Here is a 22,244-nt window from a genome sequence, read left to right as displayed (position 1 = left end):
GATTACTCTGCGGACTCGGCGGCCGCGGTCTCGGCGGCCTCCTCGGCGGCGGCCTCCTCGGCGGCCTCCTCCTCGTCGGAGCGCGCGGCGGCGGGCACGACGATGTTGAGGATCAGAAGCTCCTCGTCCTCGGCGAGCACGGCGCCGGACGGCAGCGCGAAGTCCTTGGCGTGGTACTGCGTGCCCTCTTCGGCGTCGGTGACGTCGATGACGATGCGCTCCGGGATGTGGGTGGCCTCGACCTCGAGCTTGATGGTCGGGATGTCGAGAACGGCGATGGTGCCCGAGAACGGCTCACCCTCGACGTGCACGGGGACCTCGACCTGGACCTTCTCGCCGCGACGGATGACGATGAGGTCGAGGTGCTCGATGATCTGGAGCACCGGGTCCTTCTGGACGTCCTTCACCAGCGTGAGCTGGCTCGTGCCGTCGATGTCGAGGTCGAGCACCGCGTTGGCCTTGCGGAGCAGCAGGCCCACCTGGTGCGCCGGGACGGTGACGTGGACGGGGTCGGTGCCGTGGCCGTAGATGACCGCGGGGATCTTGCCCGCTGCGCGGATCTTGCGGGCAGCGCCCTTGCCGAAGCTGTCGCGGACCTCCGCGACGACCTTGTTGGACTCGTCAGCCATGATGTCTCCTTGCCGGCGATGCCGGCTGTCAGGCGAGCCGTGGGCTCGCAGTATGGGGTGTCGACTCGAGCGCATCGAAGTGCGCGAGGAAAGACTGCGTAGCCTGCTCCACCGCGTCGATAACGGATGCGTGACGCATCCCTCGCCGAAGTTCAGTGGCCCAGTCTACCCGACGCGGCGGGCGACGCGATCCACGATCGCGGCGACGAGCTCGGCGGGCTGCGCGGCGATGTCGAGACGGAGGCCGGCCTCGTCGGGCTGGAGGGGCTCCAGGGTCGCGAGCTGGGAGTCGAGCAGGGAAGCCGGCATGAAGTGCCCCGGTCGGATCATCCGCTCCTGAAGCAGCTCGCGCGTGCCGTCGAGCTCGGCGAAGACGGTTCCGGGGGCCTCGCTGCGGATCAGGTCGCGATAGGAGCGCTTGAGCGCCGAGCAGGCCACGACGATCCCGCCGCCGCTGCCGTCGGCGCCGTGGGCGCCGTCCGCGAGGGTGCGCCCCACCGCTCGCAGCCAGGGCTCGCGGTCGGCGTCGGTGAGCGGTATGCCCGCTGTCATCTTCGCGACGTTGACCGCCGGGTGGAGGTCGTCGCCGTCGACGAACGACGCATCGAACGCGTCGGCCACCGCGCGCCCGACAGTCGACTTGCCGGACCCCGACACCCCCATCACCACGAGGCTGATCCCTCCGACACCGGCCACACGCACTCCTCCCGCTCCCGTCCTCCTATTGTCGTGCTTCGAGAGGGTCACCAGTCGTGCATGGAGCCGTCTAGGAGGCGGTTGACGGGGAGGTAGGCGGCTTCGTAGGGGAAGGAGTCGGCGACGACGTCGTCGTAGTCGACGCCGAGCCCGGGGGCCTCGCCCGGCTTGAGCATGCCGTCTTCGAAGGTGTAGGTCGTCCGGAAGACCTCGTGCGTCGTCGGGCTGTGCTGCATGTACTCCTGGATGCCGAAGTTCGGGATGGCGATGCCCAGATGGATGGCCGCCGCCAGGCCCACCGGCGACACATCGGTCGGCCCGTGCACGCCCGACTTGATCTGGTACACGGCCGCGTAGTCGAAGATGCGGCGCAGCCCGGTGATGCCTCCGGCGTGGGTGACTGGGGAGCGGACGTAGTCGATCAGCTGCTCCTCGAACAGCTCCCGGTAGTCCCAGATCGTGTTGAACACCTCGCCGATCGCCAGCGGCGTGGTCGTGTGCTCGCGCACGCGGCGCAGCACGGCCTGATTCTCGGCCGGGGTGACGTCCTCCAGCCAGAACAGGTCGTACGGCTCCAGCGACTTGCCGAGCTTCGCGGCCTGGATGGGCGTGAGCCGGTGGTGGGCGTCGTGCAGCAGCGGCAGCTCCGGGCCGAACTCGTTGCGCACGGCCTCGAAGACGGTCGGTGCGTGCCGCAGGTAGGCGCGGGTGTCCCAGGTCTCCTCCACCGGCACCGCGCTGCGGCGAGCGGGCTCGTAGTCGTAGCGTGCGTCCGAGCCCGTCCCGGCTCCCGCAGCGGCGTTCTTGCTCGACGCCACCCCGTACACCGACGGCAGCCCGGGGATGCCGGTCTGCACGCGCACCGCCCGGTAGCCCTCCTCCAGGTGCTCGTTGATGGAGTCGAACAGCTCGGGCAGCTCGGCGCCGGAGGCGTGCCCGTAGACCAGCAGGCCCTCGCGGCTGCGGCCGCCCAGCAGCTGGTAGAGCGGGAGGCCGGCCACCTTGGCCTTGATGTCCCAGAGCGCGGTGTCGACGGCGGCGATGGAGGCCATCGTCACCGGGCCACGACGCCAGTAGGCGCCCCGGTAGAGGTACTGCCAGGTGTCCTCGATCGCGTGCGCGTCCCGCCCGATCAGGAGCGGGACGACATGCTCGCTCAGGTAGGCGGCCACAGCGAGCTCGCGGCCGTTGAGCGTGGCGTCGCCGAGACCGGTGACTCCGTCCTCTGTGGTGATGCGCAGGGTGACGAAGTTGCGTCCGGGGCTGGAGACGAGAACGTCGGCTGCGGTGATTCTCATGCGTGTGCTCCTTGCTGCCGGGCGGCGATCCGCTCGGCGAGGGGGTCGGTCAGGTCGGTGAGGTCGGGGGCGAGCGCCTCGAGGACGGCGATCGCACGCTCGCGCGGCGCCGCAGCCTCCCGCAGCCGCTCGACGAGCGCGGCGGCGCCGGGGTCGCGGACGTCGGGTCCTGCGAGGTGGACGGACCACGCCGCGAGGACGCCGAGCTGGGCGCGGCCCGGCTCGCGGCCGGCGGCGAGGCGGCTGCGCAGCGGGTCCAGGATGCGGGGGCCGAGCTTCTGCGAGCCGTCGGTGCCGATCTGGGCGAGCCTGTGCTCGATGCGCGCGTTGCCGAAGCGGGCGCGCAGGGCCGCGAGCGCGTCGTCAACCGTGGGGGCGTCGAACGGGAGTTCGGTGCGCTGCTCGCTCCAGAGCAGCTCGAGCTCGTCGGCGAGCGCCGGGTCGGCGACGGCCTGGGCCACGGTCTCGTGGCCGGCCGCGAGGCCCTCATACGCGAGCAGTGAGTGACCGGCGTTCAGGAGCCAGAGCTTGCGGCGCTCGTAAGGCGCGATGTCGTCGACGAACTGCGCTCCGGCCGCCTCCCAGGCGGGACGGCCCGCAGGGAAGCTGCCGGCGAGCACCCACTCGGCGAAGGGCTCGGTCACGACGGGCGCGGCGTCGTCCCAGCCGGTGAGGCGGCGGACGGCCTCCCGGTCGGCGTCGGTGGTCGCCGGAGTGATGCGGTCGACCATCGAGGAGACGAACGACACTTCGGAGCGGATCCAGGCCTCCAGGTCGGACCCGGGCTCGGCGACGGAGAGCACGGCGTCGCGGAGGACCCGGCCGTTGTCGGGGAGGTTGTCGCAGCTCACGACCGCGATGCCGCCCGCGTCGGCGGCGTACCGGGCCCGGAGGCCGTCGAGCACGCGCGCCGGGGCGGAGGAAGAGGACGCGGCGGAGGACGCCGAGGAGCCCGGCCGGTAGCCGGCCTCGGTCACCGTGAGGGTGAGGACGCCGACGTCCGGGTCTGCCAGCACCCGCCGCCACGCGTCGAGATCGGCACCGTCGTGCACCTCGCTCAGCACCTCCATCAGGGTGGCGCTGTCGCCGTCCGCTCCCCGCTCGAGCAGGGTGTAGACGGAGTCCTGCGCGGCCAGCACGCGGGCGGCCTCCGCGCTGCGCCCGGTGAAGGCGGCGATCCCGGAGCCGTCTCCTGCCCTCTGCGTGTACCAGGCCTGGTGCGCGCGGTGGAACGCGCCCAGACCCAGGTGCGCCACCCGGACCGGGTGGCGCACCGACCGTGACGGGACGGTCATGCCGCCACCGCTGCGCGGGTCCGCGCTTCGACGGCTCGCAGGTAGGCGAGGTCGTCGCGGCTGCGCTCGGCGAGCGGCATCTCCGTCGAGAAGTCCTCGCTGGTCACCCATCCGTCATAGCCGAACTCGTGCAGTGCGCGGAAGTAGGCATCGACGTCGCCGGCGCCCGAGCGCAAAGGCGCCCACTCGTGGTGCCAGCGCACGGTGCCGTCCTCCTCCGGCTCGCCCGGCAGCCACGCGACGTTCTTCACGTGCACGTGGGCCAGGTACGGCCCGAGCAGCTGGAGGGCGGAGAGCGTGCGCTCCTGGCCTTCGATCACGAGATTGCCCAGGTCGTGGATGACGCCGACGGCCTCCGGGTCGAGCCCGTCGAGCAGTCGGAACGCCGCCGAGGCGGAGGCCGTGATCGTCTCGTGGTGCAGCTCGACGAGCGCCTTCACCCCGAGCGAGGCGGCGACGGACGCCGCCCGCTCCAGGTCGCGCCGGGCCGCCTCGAAGAGCTCCCGGTAGTCGCCGGAGTCGGTGCGTGGCATCGTGACGCGCACCTGGCGCGCGCCGAGTTCGGCGGTGGCCGCGAGCATCCGGTCGACGTTCGCGTGGTCGTCGCAGCGCGCGTAGCCGCCGATGCCCGAGAACTCGAGCCCGGCCTCCCTCGTCAGTCGGGCGATCTCGGGGAGGGACTCCTCCAGACCGGTGAGCGGCCAGGTCGCGCGGTTGCCGGCCCAGAAGCCGGGCTCTGCGGCCGGCTCCTGATCGACGATGCGCCATTCGATGCCGTCCCAGCCCTGTGCAGCGATGTTCCGCACGGCCTCGTCGGGCGTCCAATCGGGGGTGGAGGCGGTGAAGACGGAGAACTTCATGCCGTCACCCCCGTCGTGACGACGACCTCGTCGAGGGAGCCGTCGAGCACGTCGTCCAGCAGCACGGGCCGACCGAGCGTGGCCGAGAGGTAGACGGCCCGCACGACGGCGAGCGACAGGAACGCGTCGGCGACGGTCACGCCCGGGGCGCGGTGCTCGCGGATGGCGTCGACGATGTCCTCGTACTGACGCAGGTGGCCGATGACGAACTGCTCCGGTCCGCGGTCGCCGCCGCGCACCTCGCCCGCCGGCACGACGTCGGCGGCGCGGTTGCCGTCGGAGTCGGCCGTGGCGAAGTATTCGAGCTGGTCGTCGTCGATGATCGCCGAACCCCGGTCGCCGTGCACCTGCAGCCGCACCGACAGGCCGGGGTAGGCGGCGGTCGTCGCGTGCAGCACGGCGAGCGCGCCCGACTCGAAGCGGATCGTCGCGACCGCGACGTCTTCGACCTCGACCCGCTCGTGCGCGAGCAGGGCGGTGCGCGCGTCGATCTCGACCGGCGTTCCGAGGAACCAGACCAGGAGGTCGACGGTGTGCACGCCCTGGTTCATCACGGCTCCCCCGCCGTCGAGCTCCCAAGTGCCGCGCCACTGTCCGGAGTCGTAGTACTCCTGGCTGCGCCACCAGGCGACGGAGGCGATGCCGCTGGTCAGGCGGCCGAAGCCTCCCGAGTGCGCGGCGTCGGCGACGACACGGGAGGCCGGGTCGAAGCGGTGCTGGCTGATCACCGAGACGACGAGGCCGTCCTGCTCGGCGCGGCGCGACAGCGCGAGGATCTCGCGCGCCCGCGGCAACGAGACGTCGAGCGGCTTCTCGATGACGACGTGTTTGCCGGCGGCGAGCGCCTCTTCGGCGACCACGACGTGGAGGCCGCTCGGCGTGCAGATGACGACGACGTCGATCTCCGCACCGGCCAGGGCGTCGCCGAGGGCCGCGAACTCGGCCGGGCGTTCGGCGCCGTACTCCGACACCAGCTGGTCGGCGAGCCCGGTGGCGGCCGCGGGAACGGCATCCACGAGCGCGGTGATCACGAGGTCGGGGTGCTTGAGGATGGCGCGGGCGTGATTGAGCCCGATGATGCCGCAGCCGACGAGGGCGACCCGGAGCGGTGCTCCGGAGGCGGGGGTGGTGCTCATGCGAGGGTGACTCCGATCTGGTCGGTCAGGCGGCGGAAGGCGCGGCCGGCGACGCCGAACGCCGCCGGTCCGGAGAAGCCGCCGAGGGCGTTGACGTCGGTGAGGTGCGGCTCCAGCGACGCGAAGCCGGTGTAGCCGTCGTCGCGGAGCGCGGTGAGGGTCTGCAGCAGCTGGCCGTCGCCCTCCCCGGCCGGGGTGACCTCGGAGGTCGCCGCCAGCGCGTCCTTCACCTGCAGGTACTCGAGGTGCGGGCGCAGCATCGCGTAGCCGTCGTCGAAGGGTGCGCCGACGCCCACCTGCACGAAGTTGGCGCTGTCCCACGCCAGCCGCAGCGCCGGCGAGCCGACCGACTCGACGATCTCGAGGCAGCGCTCGGGGGTGTCGCCGTAGATGTCCTTCTCGTTCTCGTGCAGCAGCACGACGCCGGCCTCCTCGGCCGCGGCGGCGAGGGCGCGCATGCGCTCCAGGACGTCGTCGCGGATGCTCTCGACCGGCACGCCCTCCCCGCGATAGAAGGAGAAGATCCGGATGTACCGCGCGCCGAGCCGCTGGGCCGCGGCGATCGCCCGGCCGAGCCGGTCGACCTCGTGCTGCACCGGCAGCGCGACATCCACCTTGCCGATCGGGGACGCGATCGCGGAGACGCGCATCCCGCGCTCGTCGAAGACGCCCGCCAAGCGGTCGAGCTGCTCGTCGTCGAGATCGACGATGTTGACGCCCCAGGCGCTGCGCACCTCGATGTGGCCGGCGCCGAGCGCCTGCAGCACCGCGACCTGCACGGCAGGGTCTGGGTCGATCTCGTCGCCGAACCCGGAAAGGGCCCACGTTACCTCTGACACTTACTTCACTCCTCCACTGCTCATTTGGTTGCTCCGCTGGTCATTTGGTTGCTCCGCTGGTCAGGCCACCGATCAGGTAGCGCTGGAAAACGAGATACAGCACGACGACGGGCACGGCGCAGATCAGCGACGCGGCCATCATCTGCCCGTACAGGGGGATCGCTCCACCCTCCTGAGTGGCTCCGAAGACTTGCAGGGCCACGGCCGCCGTGCGCGACTCGGGGTTGGTCAGCACCGACGCGAACAGCACGTCGTTCCAGCCGAGCAGGAACGCGAAGATGCCCGAGACGACGATCCCCGGCCAGCTCAGCGGCACGACGATCTGCGTGAGGATGCGCCAGGACGAGGCGCCGTCGATGCGCGCGGCCTCCTCCAGCGCCTTGGGCAGGCCACGGAGGTAGGTGACCATCACCCAGGTCGAGAACGGGAGGGCGAAGGTCAGGTACGTGATGAACACCGCCCAGCGGGTTCCGATGATCTGGATGCCGAGCAGCGTCGCCGTCGACGAGAACAGCACGAACACCGGCAGCAGCATCAGGGTGCCGGGGATCGACTGGAGCCCGAGCAGTCCTCGCAGGAAGGTCAGGCGGCCGCGGAACTCGTAGCGCACCAGCACGTACGCGGTGGCGACCGCGAGGAACGCGCAGACGATCGCGACCGCGCCGCAGATGATGACGCTGTTCATCAGGCCGGTGCCGAGGTCGACGGTGCTCCACACCTTCACATAGTTGTCGAGGTGCAGCTCCGTGGGCAGGAAGGCGCCGGAGGCGACCGAGACGTCGGAGTTGACCGACGCGAACAGCATGTAGAGCACAGGGCCGAGCACGACGATCAGCAGCACGGTGATGATCGCGATCAGCAGCGGGCGCGGAAGCAGGCGCGTCACGTCGGCGGACGGCCCGCGTCCCGCACGGGGAGCCCGGCGGGCGTCCTTGGCGGAGACGGCGTGCATGGCGCGGGTGGCGGTGGTCATCGCTGCTCCTCCTCTCCGGAGTCGAGCTTGACGGCTCGCAGGTAGACGAACAGGGGGATGGCGATCAGCACCAGGGAGCAGATGGCCATCGCGGCGCTCAGACCGAACCGGAAGCTCTGGAAGCTGGTCATGTAGGTGAGCACGGGCAGCACCTCCACGTCTTGCGGAGCAGGCACGCCGAACAGCACGAACGGGAGCGTGAATGCATTGATGTTGTGGAGGAACGCGATGATGAGCGCGAGGAAGATCGGCCCGCGGAGGTAGGGCAGCACGACGTAGCGCAGCTTGATCCACCACGTGGCGCCGTCGATCGCGGCGGCCTCGTGCACCTCGTGGTCCACCGACTGGAGGCCGGCGAGCACGAGCAGGTAGAAGAACGGCCACGTCGTCCAGATCTGCACGATGATGAGCGACCAATAGCTGAGGGGGCCGTTCAGCCACAGGCCCGAGTGGATGCCGACGGCGCCGAGCATCGAGTCGACGACGCCTCCCGGCTGCAGCATCGTGCGCCACAGCGTGCCGACCACGAACGCGGGCAGCACGTACGGGATGAGGAACAGCGAACGCACCAGGGCGCGGCCGCGGAAGCGGTTCTGGGTGGCGAGGGCGGCGGCCAGGCCGATCGGCATGGTCACCACGGCCGCGATCACCGCGAAGGAGACGCTGATCCCGATCGACCGCAGCAGCGGGGAGGCGGTGATCGCCTCGACGTAGTTGCCCAGGCCGATGAACGGGGCCTGCAGCCAACTCTGCAGCGTGTACTGGTCGAGGTCGAGCGTGGACATCACCACGGCGACGATGAGCGGCACCACGATGATGAGCAGCATCAGGATGCCGCCGGGCAGCAGCATCCAGAGCGGCCGGTTGCGCTCGCCGTGGCGACGGCGGCGGCCGGGGCGGCCGCCCGCGGGGGTGTTCCCCGCGGACGACCCGCCCGTCACGACCGCGCCCGAGGACGGGGTCAGTGTGGAGTTCGACATCAGGAGCCCCGCGTCACTTCGCCTTGTTGAGCGAGTTCTGCGCGGTGTCCTGAGCCGTCTTGAGCTTGGCGTCCAGGTCGGAGGACGACACGTTGCCGGACGAGAGCGCCGGGATGGACTGGACCACGACGTTCACGAGGGCCAGCTGGGTGTCGCCCCAAGCGCCGGTGAACGGGGTGCCGTACGCCTTCGTGCCCGCTTCGAGGATCGGGGTGAGGAGCTCGTTGCCCTGCTCGATCTGCTTGGCGGCGTCGGCATTGGTCGGCAGGTCGCCGAACGTCTTGGTGTACTTCACCTGGTTGTCGGCGCTGGTGAGCATCTTGACGAGGGCGAACGCCAGGTCCTGGTTCTTGGAGTACTTGGCGACGACCATGTTGTCGCCGGAGATGATCGTCGCGGCCGGCTTGCCGTCGCTCGGGAGCTTGGTGGCTCCCGGCGGCACGGTCGGCATGACCGCGTAGGCGTACTTGCCCGCGACCGACGACTTGTCGAGCGTCACCTGCGACGACGAGGAGACCATCGGCAGGAACGCGGCCTTGCCGCTGGCGAACGCGGCGACGGCCTGGGCGTTCTTCCAGCCGATCGCGGCCGGGTCGACGACCTTGTCCTCGGTCATCCAGCCGAAGTAGGTCTGGTAGGCCTTCTTGACGGCGGCTTCGTCGATCGTCGCCTTCTTGTCCTTGAGGTCGAGGATGGTGTTGCCCTGCTGCATCGCCATCGCCCAGATGAACTTCCACGGGTCGAAGCTGTCGGCGTAGGCGATCGCCATGCCGTGCACATCGCCGGAGGTGAGCTTCTTGGCCTGGTCGGCGAGGCCGTCCCAGGTCGTCGCCGGCTTGTCGATGCCGGCGGCGGCGAGCAGATCCTTGTTGTACGCCATGACGAACGGGCGGCTGAGGAACGGGATGCCGACCTCGTTCTTGGCGTCAGGGCCGGAGATGCCGAGCGTCGCCGGGACGAAGCGGTCGCGGCCGCCGACCTTGGCCCAGTCGGCGTCGGTCAGCTTGACGAAGGCGCCGGTGGAGTATGCGGTCGGCGTGAAGGTCGTGCCGAGGTCGTAGATGTCGGGACCCTGGCCGCTGAGGACCGAGGTCTGGATCTTGGTCAGCTCGTCGTTGGCCGAGGCGAAGGTCTCGAACTTGACGGTGGCGCCGGTCTCCTTCTGGAACTGGGCGGAGACATCCTTGAACCACTGCTGCTGCTGGGTCGGGTACAGGGTGTTCGCGGCGATCATGACGTCGAGGGTCTTGCCCGCGCCGTCGATCTTGCCGCTGGTCGCGGTGCTGGTGCTGCCGCTGGAGCCGGTGCCGGAACAGCCGGTCAGGACCAGGCCTGCCGCGGCGATTCCCGCGACCGCTGCCAGCGCGAAACGTGATCTCATCGTGTGACTCTCCTTTGAGGACGGTGATCTGAAGGATCGTGGCCCCCGGACACGGTGCACGCCGGAGGGCTGCCGCCGACTCTAGGCAGGATGGCAAGATCGATGCAACCGTTTGCCATAATTTGCCACCGTGTGCTGTGATGGGCACATGAGCCCTCAGCTTCGCGGGTACACATCCGGTCCCGACCGCCCCGCCACACTCGCCGACGTGGCCGCGGCGAGCGGTGTCGCCACCTCGACGGTCTCACGCGCCCTCTCGAACCCCGGCCGAGTGAACGCCGTCACCCGCGAACGCATCGAGCAGGCGGCCCGGGAGCTCAACTACATCCCCAACTCGCAGGCCAGGGCACTCACCAGCGGCCGGACCCGGGCGATCGCCGTGCTCGTCTCCGACGTCACGAACCCCTTCTACTTCGGCATCATCCGCGGGACCCAGCAGCAACTGAAGGCCGCCGGGTACACGCAGATCCTGATCGACACCGAGGAGTCGGACGAGCTGGAGGACGGGATGCTGCACAAGCTGCGCCCGTCGTTCGACGGCGCGATCCTGGCGGCCTCCCGCCTCACCGACCGCCGGTTGACCGCGCTGGCCGACGAAGTGCCGCTCGTGGCGATCAACCGGCAGACCCGCGGCGTCGCGAACGTCTTCATCGACACGCCCAACGGCGTCGAGCAGGCCGTCGGCCACCTGGTGTCGCTCGGGCACCGCGAGATCGTCTACGCGTCGGGGCCGGAGACCTCCTGGTCGAACGAGCGCCGCTGGCGCGCGCTGACCCGGGCCGCCGAGGGGTACGGCGTGAAGGCCGTGCGCGTCGGTCCGTTCGCGCCGCGTCAGTACGCGGGCGCCGCAGCCGCCGACGCGGTGCTGCACGCCGGCTCCACCGCGTGCATCGCCTTCAACGACCTCCTCGCGATCGGGATGCTGGCGCGGTTCCGCGAGCGCGGCGTAGATGTGCCGGGCGACGTCTCCCTCGTCGGCTGCGACGACATCTTCGGCGCGGACTTCTGCAACCCGCCGCTGACCACCCTCACCGCCCCCATCGAGCAGGCCGGCCGCACCGCCGTCGCGATGCTGCTCGCACGCCTGGACGACGGCGCCACTCCGGTCGCCCGGCAGGCGGCCACGCTCCCCACCCACCTGACGGTGCGAGCCTCCACCGGGGTCGCCAAGGCTCCGGCATCGACGACCGCATCGACGACCTCCTCGCCCGCATCGACGAAAGGACGCGGATGACCGCGCTCGCCCCGCATCCTGACCGACTGTTCCCCGCCGACCCGGCGGAGCGCGACCTCGCACGTCGCTTGCACGCGTCCGTCGCCGACGCACCGATCTACTCGCCGCACGGGCACGTGCCTGCGGCGATGCTGGCCGACGACCAGCCGTTCCCCGACCCCGCCGCTCTGCTCATCACGCCCGACCACTACGTCACGCGCATGCTGCACGCGGTCGGGGTCCCCCTGGACGCACTGGGCGTGGCGCGCGACGGCGTCCCCTCCCCCGCCTCCGGCCGCGCGATCTGGCGGACGCTGTGCGAGCACTGGGACGCGTTTCTCGGAACACCCGTCCGGTTCTGGTTCGAATCGGAGTTCAGCGAGGTCTTCGGCCTGATCGAGCAGCCCTCCGCCGCGAACGCCGACGCGCTCTACGACCAGCTGGAGGCCACGCTCGCGTCGCCGGAGTTCCGGCCGCGCGCACTGTTCGACCGGTTCCGCATCGCGGTGCTCGCGACGACCGACGACCCCGCGGACGACCTGGAGGCGCACGCGCGCCTGGCCGCCGATCCGACGTTCACCTGCCGGGTGGTCCCGACCTTCCGCGCCGACCGGTACATGCATCCGGACGAGCCGGGCTGGGCGGGCCGCCTGCGCACGCTGGCCCAGCGCGCCGACGTCGACACGTCCAGCTACGAGGGACTTCTGGAGGCGCTGCGCGCGCGGCGCGCAGCGTTCGCGGCGGCAGGCGGCACCGCTACCGACACGGGCGTCCTCGACGCCGGGAGCGAACCGCTCGATTCCGCGGAGGCCTCCCGCATCCACCGTGCGGCGCTCGACGGTTCGCTCACCACGGCCGAGGCCGTCGCCTACCGTCGCAACATGCTCTACCGGCTGGCCGAGATGGCCGCCGCCGACGGCCTCGTGATGCAACTGCACCCCGGCGTGCACCGCAACCACCACCGCCCGACGTTCGAGGCCTACGGCCCCGACACCGGCCACGACCTGCCCGCAGTCGGAGCGTTCACCGAGCCGCTCACGCCCATCCTGCGCGATTTCGGCACGAACCCGACCTTCCGGCTGGTGCTCTTCACCGTCGACGAGACGACGTTCTCGCGGGAGATCGCCCCACTCGCCGGCTTCTACCCGTCGGTCTATGCCGGTGCACCCTGGTGGTTCCTCGACACCCCTGCCGCCATCCTCCGCTACCGTCGAGCGATCACCGACAGCGCGGGCTTCACCAAGACCAGCGGCTTCATCGACGACACCCGGGCGTTCTGCTCCATCCCGGCCCGGCACGACATGTCGCGCCGGGTGGATGCGTCGTTCCTGGCCTCGCTCGTGGTCACCCACCAGCTCGCCGAGGAGGACGCGTTCGCGATCGCCCGGCGGCTGGTCGACGACATCCCCCGGGGCACATTCCGGCTCGGCTGAGCCGCGGACGCCGAGTGCGTCACACGACGAACCACAGCGAGGCCGTGCGACTACGCTGGACGCAAACATCTCAACGAAGGAGTCCTCCGTGCCCGAGAACCACGCACCGGCCAACATCGGAGTCGTCGGTCTGGCGGTGATGGGGTCGAATCTGGCCCGCAACCTCGCGTCGCGCGAGGGCAACACCGTCGCCGTCTTCAACCGCACGTACGCGCGCACGCAGGAGCTCGTCGACGCGCACCCGGAGGCCGGGTTCGTCTCCTCCGAGCAGATCGACGACTTCGTGGCGTCGCTGTCGAAGCCGCGCACGGCGATCATCATGGTGCAGGCCGGCCGCGGCACGGACGCAGTCATCGACCAGCTCGTGGAGCGGTTCGAGCCGGGCGACATCATCGTCGACGGCGGCAACGCGAACTTCCACGACACCATCGAGCGCGAGAAGCGGATCGCGCCGACGGGCATCCACTTCGTCGGCGCCGGCATCTCCGGCGGCGAGGAGGGCGCCCTCCACGGCCCCTCGATCATGCCGGGCGGTTCGGCCGCGTCGTACGAGACCCTGGGCCCGATCCTGGCCTCCATCGCCGCGGTCGCCGAGGGCGAGCCGTGCGTGACCCACGTCGGCACCGACGGCGCCGGCCACTTCGTGAAGATGATCCACAACGGCATCGAGTACGCCGACATGCAGCTCATCGCCGAGGCGTACGACCTCCTCCGCACGATCGGCGGCCTCTCGCCGGCCGAGATCGCGGACGTGTTCGCCGAGTGGAACAACGGCTACCTCGAGTCGTACCTGATCGAGATCACCGCCGAGGTGCTGCGCCAGGTCGACGCCGAGACCGGCAAGCCGTTCGTGGACATCGTCCTCGACCAGGCCGGCTCCAAGGGCACCGGCGTCTGGACCGTGCAGAACGCGCTCGACCTGGGCATCCCGGTCGGCGGCATCGCGGAGGCCGTGTTCGCCCGCGCCGTGTCCTCCAAGCCCGCGCAGCGCGCCGCCGTCCAGGCCACCGTGCAGTCGCGTCCGGAGGTGCAGAAGGCGGCCGACGTCGCCGCGTTCGCCGACGACGTCTCGAAGGCGCTGTACGCCTCCAAGGTCGTCGCGTACGCGCAGGGCTTCGACGCGATCATCGCCGGCGCCGAGAAGTACGGCTGGCACATCAACAAGGACAAGATCGCGAAGATCTGGCGCGGCGGCTGCATCATCCGCGCCCAGTTCCTCAACCGCATCGCCGACGCCTACGACGAGAACCCCGACATCGCCACCCTGCTGGAGGCTCCGTACTTCGCCGACGCCGTGCGCGAGGGCGAAACCGCCTGGCGCCGCATCGTCGCCACCGCCGCCCTCTCCGGCGTGCCGGTGCCCGGCTTCGGCTCGGCGCTGTCGTACTACGACTCGCTCGCCTCCAAGCGCCTCCCCGCCGCACTCGTGCAGGGCCAGCGCGACTTCTTCGGCGCGCACACCTACAAGCGCGTCGACAAGGGGGGCACCTTCCACACGCTGTGGTCGGGCGACCGCACCGAGATCGAGACCGAAGGCTCCTCGCACTAGCGAACCGACGTCGAAGGGCACGTCGTTGCCGCTTTCCCGACCCGGAAGCGACGACGACGTGCCCTTCGTCGTCGGTTGCAATCACGGGACGCGCGGCTCAGACTCGTAAGCGTGACGTTCGAGGACCACCCGGAGCTGGCGGAGTACGAGCCGCCGGATCGGCCGCTGCACGGGCGGCGCCGTACGATCGCGACCCGCGTCTTCGTGGTCGTGGCGCTCACCGCTCTGGTGCTGCCGGGAATCATGTTGACGATCAGCATCCAGACCGACACGGCGACCGGCACCTGCGCGGTCTACGCCCGGCACTACGCGCCCGACTCGGTGGACTCCTCCGCCCGCTTCGAGCTGTTCGCGCCGGCGGGCCCCGGCTGGCAGTGCTACGCCCTCAACACGGAGGGCGACGCCACCTTCGTCGCGCCGCTGGGCCTCATCCCGTCGACGCCGCACAGCCTCCCGTAGCCGCCGAAGCCGACGTCGAGCCGACCTCAAGGCCGTTTCGGGCCTAGGCGGCGCCGTCGAACATGGAGGTCACCGAACCGTCGGTGAACACCTCGCGGATCGCGTTGGCCAGCAGGGGCGCGATGGGCAGGACGGTGAGGCCGTCCCAGCGCTTGTGCGCCGGGAGCGGGAGCGTGTCGGTGACGACGACCGAGTCGATCGCGTCGGACTGCAGGAGCTCCACCGCCGGGTCGCTGAACACCGCGTGCGTCGCGGCGACGACGACGCCGATCGCGCCACTGGCCTTGAGGGCCTCCGCCGCCTTGACGATGGTGCGCCCGGTGTCGATGAGGTCGTCGACGAGGAGGCAGACACGCCCGTTGACGTCACCGACGATCTCGTGGACCGAGACCTGGTTGGGCACCAGCGGGTCGCGGCGCTTGTGGATGATGGCCAGCGGCACCCCGAGCTTGTCGCTCCAGATGTCGGCGACGCGAACGCGCCCCATGTCGGGGGAGACGACTGTGAGGGTCGCCGGGTCGAGTTCGCGCTGCATGTGCTCCAGGAGCACCGGCATGGCGAACAGGTGGTCGACCGGACCGTCGAAGAAGCCCTGGATCTGAGCTGCGTGGAGGTCGACCGACATGATGCGGTCGGCGCCGGCCGCCTTGAAGAGATCGGCGACCAAACGGGCCGAGATCGGCTCGCGGCCGCGGCCCTTCTTGTCCTGGCGCGCGTACGGGTAGAACGGGGCGACGACGGTGATGCGCTTGGCGGACGCCCGCTTGAGCGCGTCGACCATGATCAACTGCTCCATGAGCCACTCGTTGATCGGCGAGGTGTGCGACTGGATGACGAAGGCGTCCGAGCCGCGGACGCTCTCGTCGAAACGCGCGTAGATCTCACCGTTGGCGAAGGTGCGGGAGTCGGTCGGAACCAGCTCGCTGCCGAGGCACTCGGCGATCTGCTCGGCCAGCTCGGGATGCGCACGCCCCGAGATGAGAACGAGTCGTTTCTGGCCGGTCGCAGTGATCCCTGACACTTACTCTCCGCTCTCTTCCGCAGCCGTGCTCTGCTCAGCGGCACGTGCGGCGTCGGTGCCCGGCCGCTTCTCGGCGACCCAGCCTTCGATGTTGCGCTGCGGCGCGACCGTGATGGCGAGCGCGCCTGGTGGAACGTCCTTCCGGACGACCGTTCCCGCCCCGGTGTACGCTCCGTCACCCATCCTAACGGGCGCGACGAGCACCGTGTTCGTGCTGATCCGCACGTGCGAGCCGATGACCGTGCGGTGCTTGTTCACCCCGTCGTAGTTGGCGGTGATGACACCGGCGCCGAGGTTGCCCTTCTCGCCGACCTCCGCGTCGCCCACGTAGTTGAAGTGCGCCAGCTTGGTGCCCGCTCCGATGACGGCGTTCTTGGTCTCGGTGAAGGTGCCGATCTTGCCGTTCGCGCCGAGGACGGTGCCGGGGCGCAGGTAGGCGAAGGGCCCGACGGTGGCGCCCTCGCCGATCACGGCGAGGGTGGCGTCGGTGCGCGTGACGGTCGCACCGTCGCCCACCTCCGTGTCGAGGAGGGTGGTGTCCGGGCCGATGGTGGCCCCGGTGCGGATGGCCGTCGCGCCGCGCAGCTGGGTTCCCGGAAGGATGGTGACATCGGGCTGCAGCGTCACTGTGACGTCGATCCAGGTCGTGGCAGGGTCTTGCACGGTGACGCCGGCGAGCTGCCAAGTGCGGACGACCAGGGCGTTGAGCCGGGCGGCGGCCTCGCTGAGCTGCGCGCGGTCGTTGATGCCCTCGACCAGCCACGACTCCGAGACCGGCAGCGCGTCGACGTCGAAGCCGGCCTCCCGCAGCAGTCCGATGACGTCGGTGAGGTACTTCTCGCCCTGCGCGTTGTCGGTGGTCACGTTCGCGAGCATGTCGCGCAGCGCGGCCGCGCCGAAGACGTAGATGCCGGCGTTGATCTCGCCGATGGCGCGCTCGTCGTCGCTGGCGTCCTTGTGCTCGACGATGCGGTCGAGGTGCCCCTCGGAGGTGCGCACGATGCGGCCGTAGCCGGTCGCATCGGCCGGGAAGGACGACAGGATCGTCGCGGCAGCGCCTCCCGCCCGGTGCGCGGCCACCAGCTCGCGCAGCGTCGCGGCGTCGAGCAGCGGCACATCGCCGTTGACCACGAGGACGTCTCCGGCGAAGTCCGCCGGGAGCGCGGCGACCGCCTGCTCCACCGCACGGCCCGTCCCCGGGACGTCGTCCTGGTCGACGATGACGGCGTCGGGCAGGTCGGCGGTGATCACCTCGGCGAGCCGATCGCGCTCGTGACGCACCACGGCGATGACCCGCGCCGCGTCGAGCTCGCGGGCGGTCGCGAGCACGTGCCCGACGACCGGGAGGCCGCCCAGCGGGTGCAGCAGCTTGGGTGTCGCGGACTTCATCCGCGTGCCCTGCCCGGCCGCGAGAACGACGATGGCGAGATTCTGGTCGGTCATGATGCTCCCGGTGCGGTGGTGACGGTCGGGTCGGGTCGGCTGCGGACGTCGCTCCGCCTCCAGGACTCGAACCTAGACCTAACAGCTCCAAAGGCTGTCGTGCTGCCATTACACCAAGGCGGACCGCGCAACGCGCACACACAGTCTGCCAGACTCGGCCGCGCGTGCCGCCGTGCGCGCCGGGCGGCCGAATAGCATGGAGGGATGGCCGACGCACACGACGGGACGGCGCGCAGCGGGGCGCGCGACGAGGTGGACCGCATCGTCGGCGCCTGGCTCCGCGAACGTCCCGACCTCGACTTCTCGCCGCTTCAGGTGCTCTCGCGCGTCGACCGACTCTCCCGCCACCTCGACCGGGCTCGCCGGAGCGCCTTCGAACGCTCCGAGCTCGACTCGTGGGAGTTCGATGTGCTCTCCGCGCTGCGTCGCGCGGGCTCGCCCTTCCAGCTGAGCCCCAAGTCGCTCCTCCAGCAGACCCTGGTGTCGTCGGGCACCATGACGAACCGGATCGACCGGCTGGTCGCGCGCGGCCTCGTCGAGCGCCGGACGGACCCGAACGACGGCCGCGGGATCCTGGTGCAGATGACCGCCGGGGGGCTCGCCAGGGTCGATGCCGCGATCACCCGCCTGGTGGACGCCGAGGCCGAACTCCTCGACTCGCTTTCGCCTGGGGATCAAGAGCGCCTCGCGGGCCTGCTGCGCAAGCTGAGCCTCGGGTTCGACGCAGAGGCGTGACCAGCTTCTCCATGAGCGCTTCTCAGGAGACTGTTATCCCGCTCTCATAAACTCGTCCGCGATGAGACTCTCCCGCCTGAAGCGCCTGCCGTCCCGGGTGAAGCGCGCCGCTCGGTTCGAAATCCACGCGCACTGGCGCCGGCAGCCGCTCGTCCTCGGCTCGGTCTTCTACGAATCCTTCTCGGGCAACGGGATGCTCGACAACCCGGAGGCGCTGTTCCGGCAGCTGCTCGCCGCACCCGACCTGAAGCACCTCACCCACATCTGGGCGCTCTCCGACCTCCACCGCTACCGGGCCGCGGTCGAGGAGTTCGCCGACGACCCCCGCGTGACGTTCGTCCGCTACGGCTCGGCCGCGTACTACCGGGCGCTCGCCACCAGCCAGTACCTCGTCAACAACGCCACCTTCCCGTACGACTTCTCCAAGCGGCCCGGCCAGGTCTACCTGAACACCTGGCACGGCACCCCGCTCAAGCGCATGGGCTACGACATCGAAGACGGCGCGCTCGCGACCGCCAACATCGTCCGCAACTTCGTGCAGGCCGACTACCTGCTGGCGGCCAATCCGTTCATGGCCGACCAGATGTACCAGAGCGCGTACAAGCTCGACGGCATCTACCGCGGCACGATCATCGAGGAGGGCTACCCGCGCGTCGACCGGCAGTTCCTCGACGACGCGCAGCGCGACGACGTGCGGCGCCGGCTCGTGGCCTCCGGAATCCCCCTCGGCGACCGCAAGATCATCCTCTACGCGCCCACCTGGAAGGGCCAGACGTTCGGCCGGCCGGAGGACGACCTCGACGCCCTCCTCGCGCACCTCCACGAAGTCGAGCAGCGTATCGACACGAGCCGCTACGCCGTGCTCGTCAAGACGCACCAGACGGTGCACGCGCTGGCCGCCGACCGCCCCGAGCTGGCGCGGATGCTTGTGCCCAACGAGATCCCCACGAACCTCGTCCTCGGGGCCACCGACATCCTGGTCGGCGACTACTCGAGCATCTTCTTCGACTACCTCCGCACCGGCCGGCCGATCCTCTTCTTCACGCCCGACCTCGCCGAGTACGCTGGGACGCGCGGCCTCTACTTCGAGCCGGACGAGTGGCCGGGGCCGACCCTCATGTCGGCTCGCGAACTGGGCGACGCGCTCGCGGCGGTCGCGGCCGACGACGACCGCGTTCCGGCGGAGTCCCAGGAGCGCTACCTCGACATGCAGCGCCGGTTCACCCCCTACGACGACGGCTCGGCCTCCGAGCGCGTCGTCGACATCGTGTTCCGCGGCGTGCGCGAGGGCTACCGCCTGCGCACCTCGCTCGACGACGACGGCCGCGAGAAGATCCTGCTCTACCTCGGCGGAATGCGCCCGAACGGGATCACCACCTCGGCGCTGAACCTGCTCAACAACCTCGACCACGAGCGCTACGACGTCTCCGCGTTCTTCGCCCAGAGCGGGTCGCAGACGATCATCGCCAAGCAGAGCCAGATCCACCCGGCCGTGCGTCAGTTCCCCCGCGTCGGCGGCATGAACGGCGCCAAGCTGCGGCATCTGGCCCGGCACCTCGACTTCCGTCGCGGCCGCACGGCCCAGCACGCCGAGACCGACGCGCAGAACCAGCTGTGGGACGACGAGTGGTACCGCTGCTTCGGCGACACCCGGTTCGACTACGTGGTCGACTTCTCCGGCTACGGCCCGTTCTGGGCGATCCTGCTCCTCCACTCCCCCGAGGCGCAGCGCTCGATCTGGATGCACAACGACCTCGCCGCCGACGCGCACCGCGAGGTCAATGGCGAGAAGCGGATGCTGCACTCGCTCACGCAGCTGTTCACGCTGTACGCGCAGTACGACCACCTGGTGTCGGTCTCGCCGACGCTGTCCGAGGTGAACCGCGCCTCCCTCGCGGAGTACGCCGAGCCCGCGAAGTTCCGCTCGGCGCTCAACACCGTCGACGCCGAGCACATCCTCGAGAACGCGGCGGCCGACCTCCATGAGCTCGCCTTCGACGAGGAGACCGGCAGCATCCCCGACTGGGCGGAGCAGCTGCTGGCCCCGAGCGAGGGCATCACCACCTTCGTGAACGTGGGCCGGCTGTCGCCGGAGAAGAACCAGGAGCGCCTGATCCGCGCCTTCGCCCAGGTGCACGCGGAGAACCCGAAGACGCGCCTGCTGATCGTGGGCTCCGGCCCGCTCGCCGGTAATCTGGAGGCCGTGGTCGCCGAGCTCGGGCTGCAGGGCTCGGTCTTCCTCACCGGCATGCAGCGCAATCCGCACGCCATCATGGCGAAGGCCGACTGCTTCGTGCTCTCGAGCGACTACGAAGGTCAGCCGATGGTCATCCTGGAGGCGCTGGTGCTGCAGCTTCCCATCGTCACCGTCGAGTTCGCGTCCGCGAAGAACGCGCTGCCCAAGGGCAGCGGCCTAGTCGTGCCGCAGTCGGTCGACGGTGTCGCAGACGGGCTGCGCGCCTTCCTGCGCGGAGACGTCCCGGACGGCGGTTTCGACTGGGCCGGCTACAACCGCAAGGCGGTCGCCGAGTTCTATCGGGCCATCGGTGCCCAGCCCGACCCCGCCACGCCCGTCATCCCGGCCTCCCCCGCGGCGGCCGCCTCCACCGACGAACCCTCGAGCACGCAGAAGATCGGCTGACGACCGCTCAGGCCCGGCCGGCGATCGAGGTGACGTCGAGTCCGGAGGGCAGCTCTCCGTAGAGGGATCCACGGTCGGGGCCGAGGCGGGAGGCGACGAACGCATCGGCCACCGCAGCCGGAGCGTGACGGATGAGCAGTGACGCCTGAAGGCCCACGGCGAGCGCGGCGACCAGGCTACGGGCGGAGGCCTCGTCGGCCGCGGAGATCGCGCCGCGGAGCCGGTCGTGGTGCACGTCGTACGCGGCGTGCACGCCTCGGGCGGCGGCGAGCTCGGCGTCGAAGGCCTCCACGCTCGCCGGCTCGCGGCCCAGCGCGCGCAGCACGTCGAGGGCGATCACGTTGCCGGAGCCCTCCCAGATGGCCATCACCGGCTGCTCGCGATAGCGCCGGGCCAGCGGGAACACCTCCGTATAGCCGTTGCCGCCCAGGCACTCCATCGCCTCGTAGGCGTGGCCCGGTCCGCGCTTGCACACCCAGTACTTGCTCACTGCGGTGGCGAGGCGGCGGAAGGCGACGTCGGCCTCCGGGGCATCGTCGTCGTGCGCCCGGGCCAGCCGCAGCGCCACGGCGGTGGCGGCCTCCGACTCCAGGGCCAGGTCGGCGAGCACCGCCGTCATCGCCGGCTGGTCGACGAGGCGCTTGCCGAACGCCGACCGGTGCCGCACGTGCCACGCCGCCTCCGCGACGCCCTGGCGCATTCCGGCCGCGGTACCGAGTACGCAGTCGAGCCGGGTGCGGTTGACCATCTCGAGAATGGTCCGCACGCCGCGTCCCTCCTCGCCGAGGAGGTGGCCGACCGTTCCGTCGAACTCGACCTCGCTGGAGGCGTTGGAGCGGTTGCCGAGCTTGTCCTTGAGGCGCTGGATGAGGAAGACGTTGCGCGTTCCGTCCTCCAGGACGCGCGGCACGACGAAGCAGCTCAGGCCGCCCGCGGTCTGGGCGAGCACGAGGAAGGCGTCCGACATCGGCGCGGAGCAGAACCACTTGTGGCCGGTCAGCAGCCAGCGGCCGTCGCCGTCGGCGAGCGCCCGGGTGGTGTTGGCGCGGACGTCGGAGCCGCCCTGCTTCTCGGTCATCGCCATGCCGAACAGCGCCGACGGCTTGTTCGCTCCGAGACGGCCGTCGTACTCCCGCGACAGCAGCCGCGGCGCCCACTCGGCGGCGAGCTCCGGGGAGGCGGCGAGCGCGGCGACGGCCGCGTGCGACATCGAGACGGGGCAGGCGTGCCCGGGCTCCACCTGCGCGAACAGCATGAACGCGGCGGCCCGCGCGACGTTCGCGCCCGGGCGGGGCTCGGCCCATGCGGAGGTGTGCGCTCCGGCGGCGACGGCCTCCCGGATCACCCGGTGGTAGCTCTCGTCGTAGTCGACCTCGTCGATGCGGTCTCCCCAGCGGTCGAATGCGCGCAACTGCGGCTCGCGAACGTTCGCCCGCTCGGCGTCGGCCTGGAAGCCGGAGGACCCGACCAGCCGCCCGACCGCCCCGAGGTCGGCGACGGCCCAGTCGGCGTCGTGCCGCTCGACCGCCTCCCGCAGCGGGAGGTTCGCGGCGAACTCGTCGACGTCGACGCGCGGTGGGGCCTGATTCACGACGGTGTGCGTGGGCATGCGGCGAGTCTAGTGCGGGGGTCTGGCGGGGGTCTTGCGAGGGTCTTGCGAGCG

Annotated in this window: 19 protein-coding genes and 1 tRNA gene; 6 read left to right on the top strand and 14 right to left on the bottom strand. The window is 70.6% G+C overall.

Annotated features, from left to right (window positions below; genetic code table 11):
- Window positions 1-2: 2 nt before the first annotated feature.
- The 10 genes from ASF88_RS04960 to ASF88_RS04915 all read right to left on the bottom strand — a co-directional run bounded on the left by ASF88_RS04960 (window position 3) and on the right by ASF88_RS04915 (window position 10,087).
- Entirely contained in the window at window positions 3-629 is a 627-nt protein-coding gene (locus ASF88_RS04960; protein ID WP_055915009.1) for a 50S ribosomal protein L25/general stress protein Ctc, read from the bottom strand.
- Between the two features lie 165 nt (window positions 630-794).
- Window positions 795-1,325, bottom strand: coding sequence for a gluconokinase (locus ASF88_RS04955; RefSeq protein WP_327063230.1), 531 nt, complete (start codon window positions 1,323-1,325; stop codon window positions 795-797).
- 47 nt (window positions 1,326-1,372) lie between these two features.
- On the bottom strand, window positions 1,373-2,623 hold the full coding sequence (manD, locus tag ASF88_RS04950; protein WP_055915006.1) for a D-mannonate dehydratase ManD: 1,251 nt from the start codon (window positions 2,621-2,623) through the stop codon (window positions 1,373-1,375).
- Window positions 2,620-3,918: a mannitol dehydrogenase family protein gene (locus ASF88_RS04945; protein ID WP_055915003.1), complete on the bottom strand. Its 1,299-nt coding sequence runs from the start codon at window positions 3,916-3,918 to the stop codon at window positions 2,620-2,622. The genes manD and ASF88_RS04945 overlap by 4 nt, the downstream gene beginning before the upstream one ends.
- Window positions 3,915-4,778 (bottom strand): sugar phosphate isomerase/epimerase family protein, encoded by an 864-nt coding sequence (locus ASF88_RS04940; RefSeq protein ID WP_055915000.1) that lies wholly within the window; start codon window positions 4,776-4,778, stop codon window positions 3,915-3,917. Before ASF88_RS04940 ends, ASF88_RS04945 begins: the two co-directional genes overlap by 4 nt.
- Window positions 4,775-5,914, bottom strand: a complete 1,140-nt coding sequence (locus ASF88_RS04935) for a Gfo/Idh/MocA family protein (RefSeq protein ID WP_055914998.1) — start codon at window positions 5,912-5,914, stop codon at window positions 4,775-4,777. The genes ASF88_RS04940 and ASF88_RS04935 overlap by 4 nt, the downstream gene beginning before the upstream one ends.
- Entirely contained in the window at window positions 5,911-6,753 is an 843-nt protein-coding gene (locus ASF88_RS04930) for a sugar phosphate isomerase/epimerase family protein (protein ID WP_055914995.1), read from the bottom strand. The genes ASF88_RS04935 and ASF88_RS04930 overlap by 4 nt, the downstream gene beginning before the upstream one ends.
- A gap of 40 nt (window positions 6,754-6,793) precedes the next feature.
- Window positions 6,794-7,726 (bottom strand): carbohydrate ABC transporter permease, encoded by a 933-nt coding sequence (locus tag ASF88_RS04925; RefSeq protein ID WP_442915015.1) that lies wholly within the window; start codon window positions 7,724-7,726, stop codon window positions 6,794-6,796.
- A complete protein-coding gene (locus tag ASF88_RS04920; protein ID WP_055914992.1) occupies window positions 7,723-8,706 on the bottom strand; it encodes a carbohydrate ABC transporter permease in 984 nt (327 codons plus the stop codon). Before ASF88_RS04920 ends, ASF88_RS04925 begins: the two co-directional genes overlap by 4 nt.
- A gap of 13 nt (window positions 8,707-8,719) precedes the next feature.
- Window positions 8,720-10,087, bottom strand: a complete 1,368-nt coding sequence (locus ASF88_RS04915; protein WP_082518752.1) for an ABC transporter substrate-binding protein — start codon at window positions 10,085-10,087, stop codon at window positions 8,720-8,722.
- Between the two features lie 148 nt (window positions 10,088-10,235).
- On the opposite strand from ASF88_RS04915, the gene ASF88_RS04910 reads away from it, so the two are divergent.
- The 4 genes from ASF88_RS04910 to ASF88_RS04895 all read left to right on the top strand — a co-directional run bounded on the left by ASF88_RS04910 (window position 10,236) and on the right by ASF88_RS04895 (window position 14,741).
- Window positions 10,236-11,321, top strand: a complete 1,086-nt coding sequence (locus ASF88_RS04910) for a LacI family DNA-binding transcriptional regulator (protein ID WP_055914988.1) — start codon at window positions 10,236-10,238, stop codon at window positions 11,319-11,321.
- On the top strand, window positions 11,318-12,733 hold the full coding sequence (gene uxaC / locus ASF88_RS04905) for a glucuronate isomerase (RefSeq protein ID WP_055914985.1): 1,416 nt from the start codon (window positions 11,318-11,320) through the stop codon (window positions 12,731-12,733). Before ASF88_RS04910 ends, uxaC begins: the two co-directional genes overlap by 4 nt.
- 88 nt (window positions 12,734-12,821) lie before the next feature.
- The gene (gene gndA, locus ASF88_RS04900; protein ID WP_082518751.1) at window positions 12,822-14,282 is read left to right on the top strand and encodes an NADP-dependent phosphogluconate dehydrogenase; all 1,461 of its coding nucleotides are present in this window, start codon (window positions 12,822-12,824) and stop codon (window positions 14,280-14,282) included.
- Between the two features lie 111 nt (window positions 14,283-14,393).
- Window positions 14,394-14,741, top strand: a complete 348-nt coding sequence (locus ASF88_RS04895) for a hypothetical protein (RefSeq protein WP_055914983.1) — start codon at window positions 14,394-14,396, stop codon at window positions 14,739-14,741.
- A 43-nt stretch (window positions 14,742-14,784) separates the two neighbouring features.
- On the opposite strand, the gene ASF88_RS04890 is transcribed toward ASF88_RS04895, so the two are convergent.
- The 3 genes from ASF88_RS04890 to ASF88_RS04880 all read right to left on the bottom strand — a co-directional run bounded on the left by ASF88_RS04890 (window position 14,785) and on the right by ASF88_RS04880 (window position 17,328).
- A complete protein-coding gene (locus tag ASF88_RS04890; protein WP_055914981.1) occupies window positions 14,785-15,762 on the bottom strand; it encodes a ribose-phosphate diphosphokinase in 978 nt (325 codons plus the stop codon).
- The gene (glmU, locus tag ASF88_RS04885; RefSeq protein WP_055916672.1) at window positions 15,763-17,205 is read right to left on the bottom strand and encodes a bifunctional UDP-N-acetylglucosamine diphosphorylase/glucosamine-1-phosphate N-acetyltransferase GlmU; all 1,443 of its coding nucleotides are present in this window, start codon (window positions 17,203-17,205) and stop codon (window positions 15,763-15,765) included.
- A 51-nt stretch (window positions 17,206-17,256) separates the two neighbouring features.
- A tRNA-Gln gene (locus tag ASF88_RS04880) sits at window positions 17,257-17,328 on the bottom strand.
- An 81-nt stretch (window positions 17,329-17,409) separates the two neighbouring features.
- Between ASF88_RS04880 and ASF88_RS04875 the strand changes: the two genes are divergently transcribed.
- Both ASF88_RS04875 and ASF88_RS04870 read left to right on the top strand, forming a co-directional pair.
- Window positions 17,410-17,940 (top strand): MarR family winged helix-turn-helix transcriptional regulator, encoded by a 531-nt coding sequence (locus tag ASF88_RS04875; RefSeq protein WP_055914979.1) that lies wholly within the window; start codon window positions 17,410-17,412, stop codon window positions 17,938-17,940.
- A gap of 61 nt (window positions 17,941-18,001) precedes the next feature.
- Entirely contained in the window at window positions 18,002-20,581 is a 2,580-nt protein-coding gene (locus tag ASF88_RS04870; RefSeq protein ID WP_082518750.1) for a glycosyltransferase, read from the top strand.
- Window positions 20,582-20,588: 7 nt separating this feature from the next.
- Here the strand turns inward: ASF88_RS04870 and ASF88_RS04865 are convergent, their stop codons facing one another.
- Window positions 20,589-22,190: an acyl-CoA dehydrogenase family protein gene (locus tag ASF88_RS04865; protein ID WP_055914975.1), complete on the bottom strand. Its 1,602-nt coding sequence runs from the start codon at window positions 22,188-22,190 to the stop codon at window positions 20,589-20,591.
- Window positions 22,191-22,244 lie beyond the last annotated feature (54 nt).

The sequence above is a fragment of the Leifsonia sp. Leaf336 genome (assembly GCF_001423695.1).
Classification (GTDB): Bacteria; Actinomycetota; Actinomycetes; order Actinomycetales; family Microbacteriaceae; genus Leifsonia.
Note: the sequence above shows the minus strand (reverse complement) of the source record. Positions and strands in the feature narration are given on the sequence as shown.

What these genes read in the sequence shown, in the direction of transcription:
- ASF88_RS04935 (WP_055914998.1), bottom strand. Translation starts at nt 5,914, where the DNA reads ATGAGCACCACCCCCGCCTCCGGAGCACCGCTCCGGGTCGCCCTCGTC.
- ASF88_RS04910 (WP_055914988.1), top strand. Translation starts at nt 10,236, where the DNA reads ATGAGCCCTCAGCTTCGCGGGTACACATCCGGTCCCGACCGCCCCGCC.
- ASF88_RS04875 (WP_055914979.1), top strand. Translation starts at nt 17,410, where the DNA reads ATGGCCGACGCACACGACGGGACGGCGCGCAGCGGGGCGCGCGACGAG.
- ASF88_RS04925 (WP_442915015.1), bottom strand. Translation starts at nt 7,726, where the DNA reads ATGACCACCGCCACCCGCGCCATGCACGCCGTCTCCGCCAAGGACGCC.
- ASF88_RS04915 (WP_082518752.1), bottom strand. Translation starts at nt 10,087, where the DNA reads ATGAGATCACGTTTCGCGCTGGCAGCGGTCGCGGGAATCGCCGCGGCA.
- ASF88_RS04945 (WP_055915003.1), bottom strand. Translation starts at nt 3,918, where the DNA reads ATGACCGTCCCGTCACGGTCGGTGCGCCACCCGGTCCGGGTGGCGCAC.
- glmU (WP_055916672.1), bottom strand. Translation starts at nt 17,205, where the DNA reads ATGACCGACCAGAATCTCGCCATCGTCGTTCTCGCGGCCGGGCAGGGC.
- ASF88_RS04865 (WP_055914975.1), bottom strand. Translation starts at nt 22,190, where the DNA reads ATGCCCACGCACACCGTCGTGAATCAGGCCCCACCGCGCGTCGACGTC.
- ASF88_RS04870 (WP_082518750.1), top strand. Translation starts at nt 18,002, where the DNA reads ATGAGACTCTCCCGCCTGAAGCGCCTGCCGTCCCGGGTGAAGCGCGCC.
- uxaC (WP_055914985.1), top strand. Translation starts at nt 11,318, where the DNA reads ATGACCGCGCTCGCCCCGCATCCTGACCGACTGTTCCCCGCCGACCCG.
- ASF88_RS04920 (WP_055914992.1), bottom strand. Translation starts at nt 8,706, where the DNA reads ATGTCGAACTCCACACTGACCCCGTCCTCGGGCGCGGTCGTGACGGGC.
- manD (WP_055915006.1), bottom strand. Translation starts at nt 2,623, where the DNA reads ATGAGAATCACCGCAGCCGACGTTCTCGTCTCCAGCCCCGGACGCAAC.
- ASF88_RS04960 (WP_055915009.1), bottom strand. Translation starts at nt 629, where the DNA reads ATGGCTGACGAGTCCAACAAGGTCGTCGCGGAGGTCCGCGACAGCTTC.
- ASF88_RS04940 (WP_055915000.1), bottom strand. Translation starts at nt 4,778, where the DNA reads ATGAAGTTCTCCGTCTTCACCGCCTCCACCCCCGATTGGACGCCCGAC.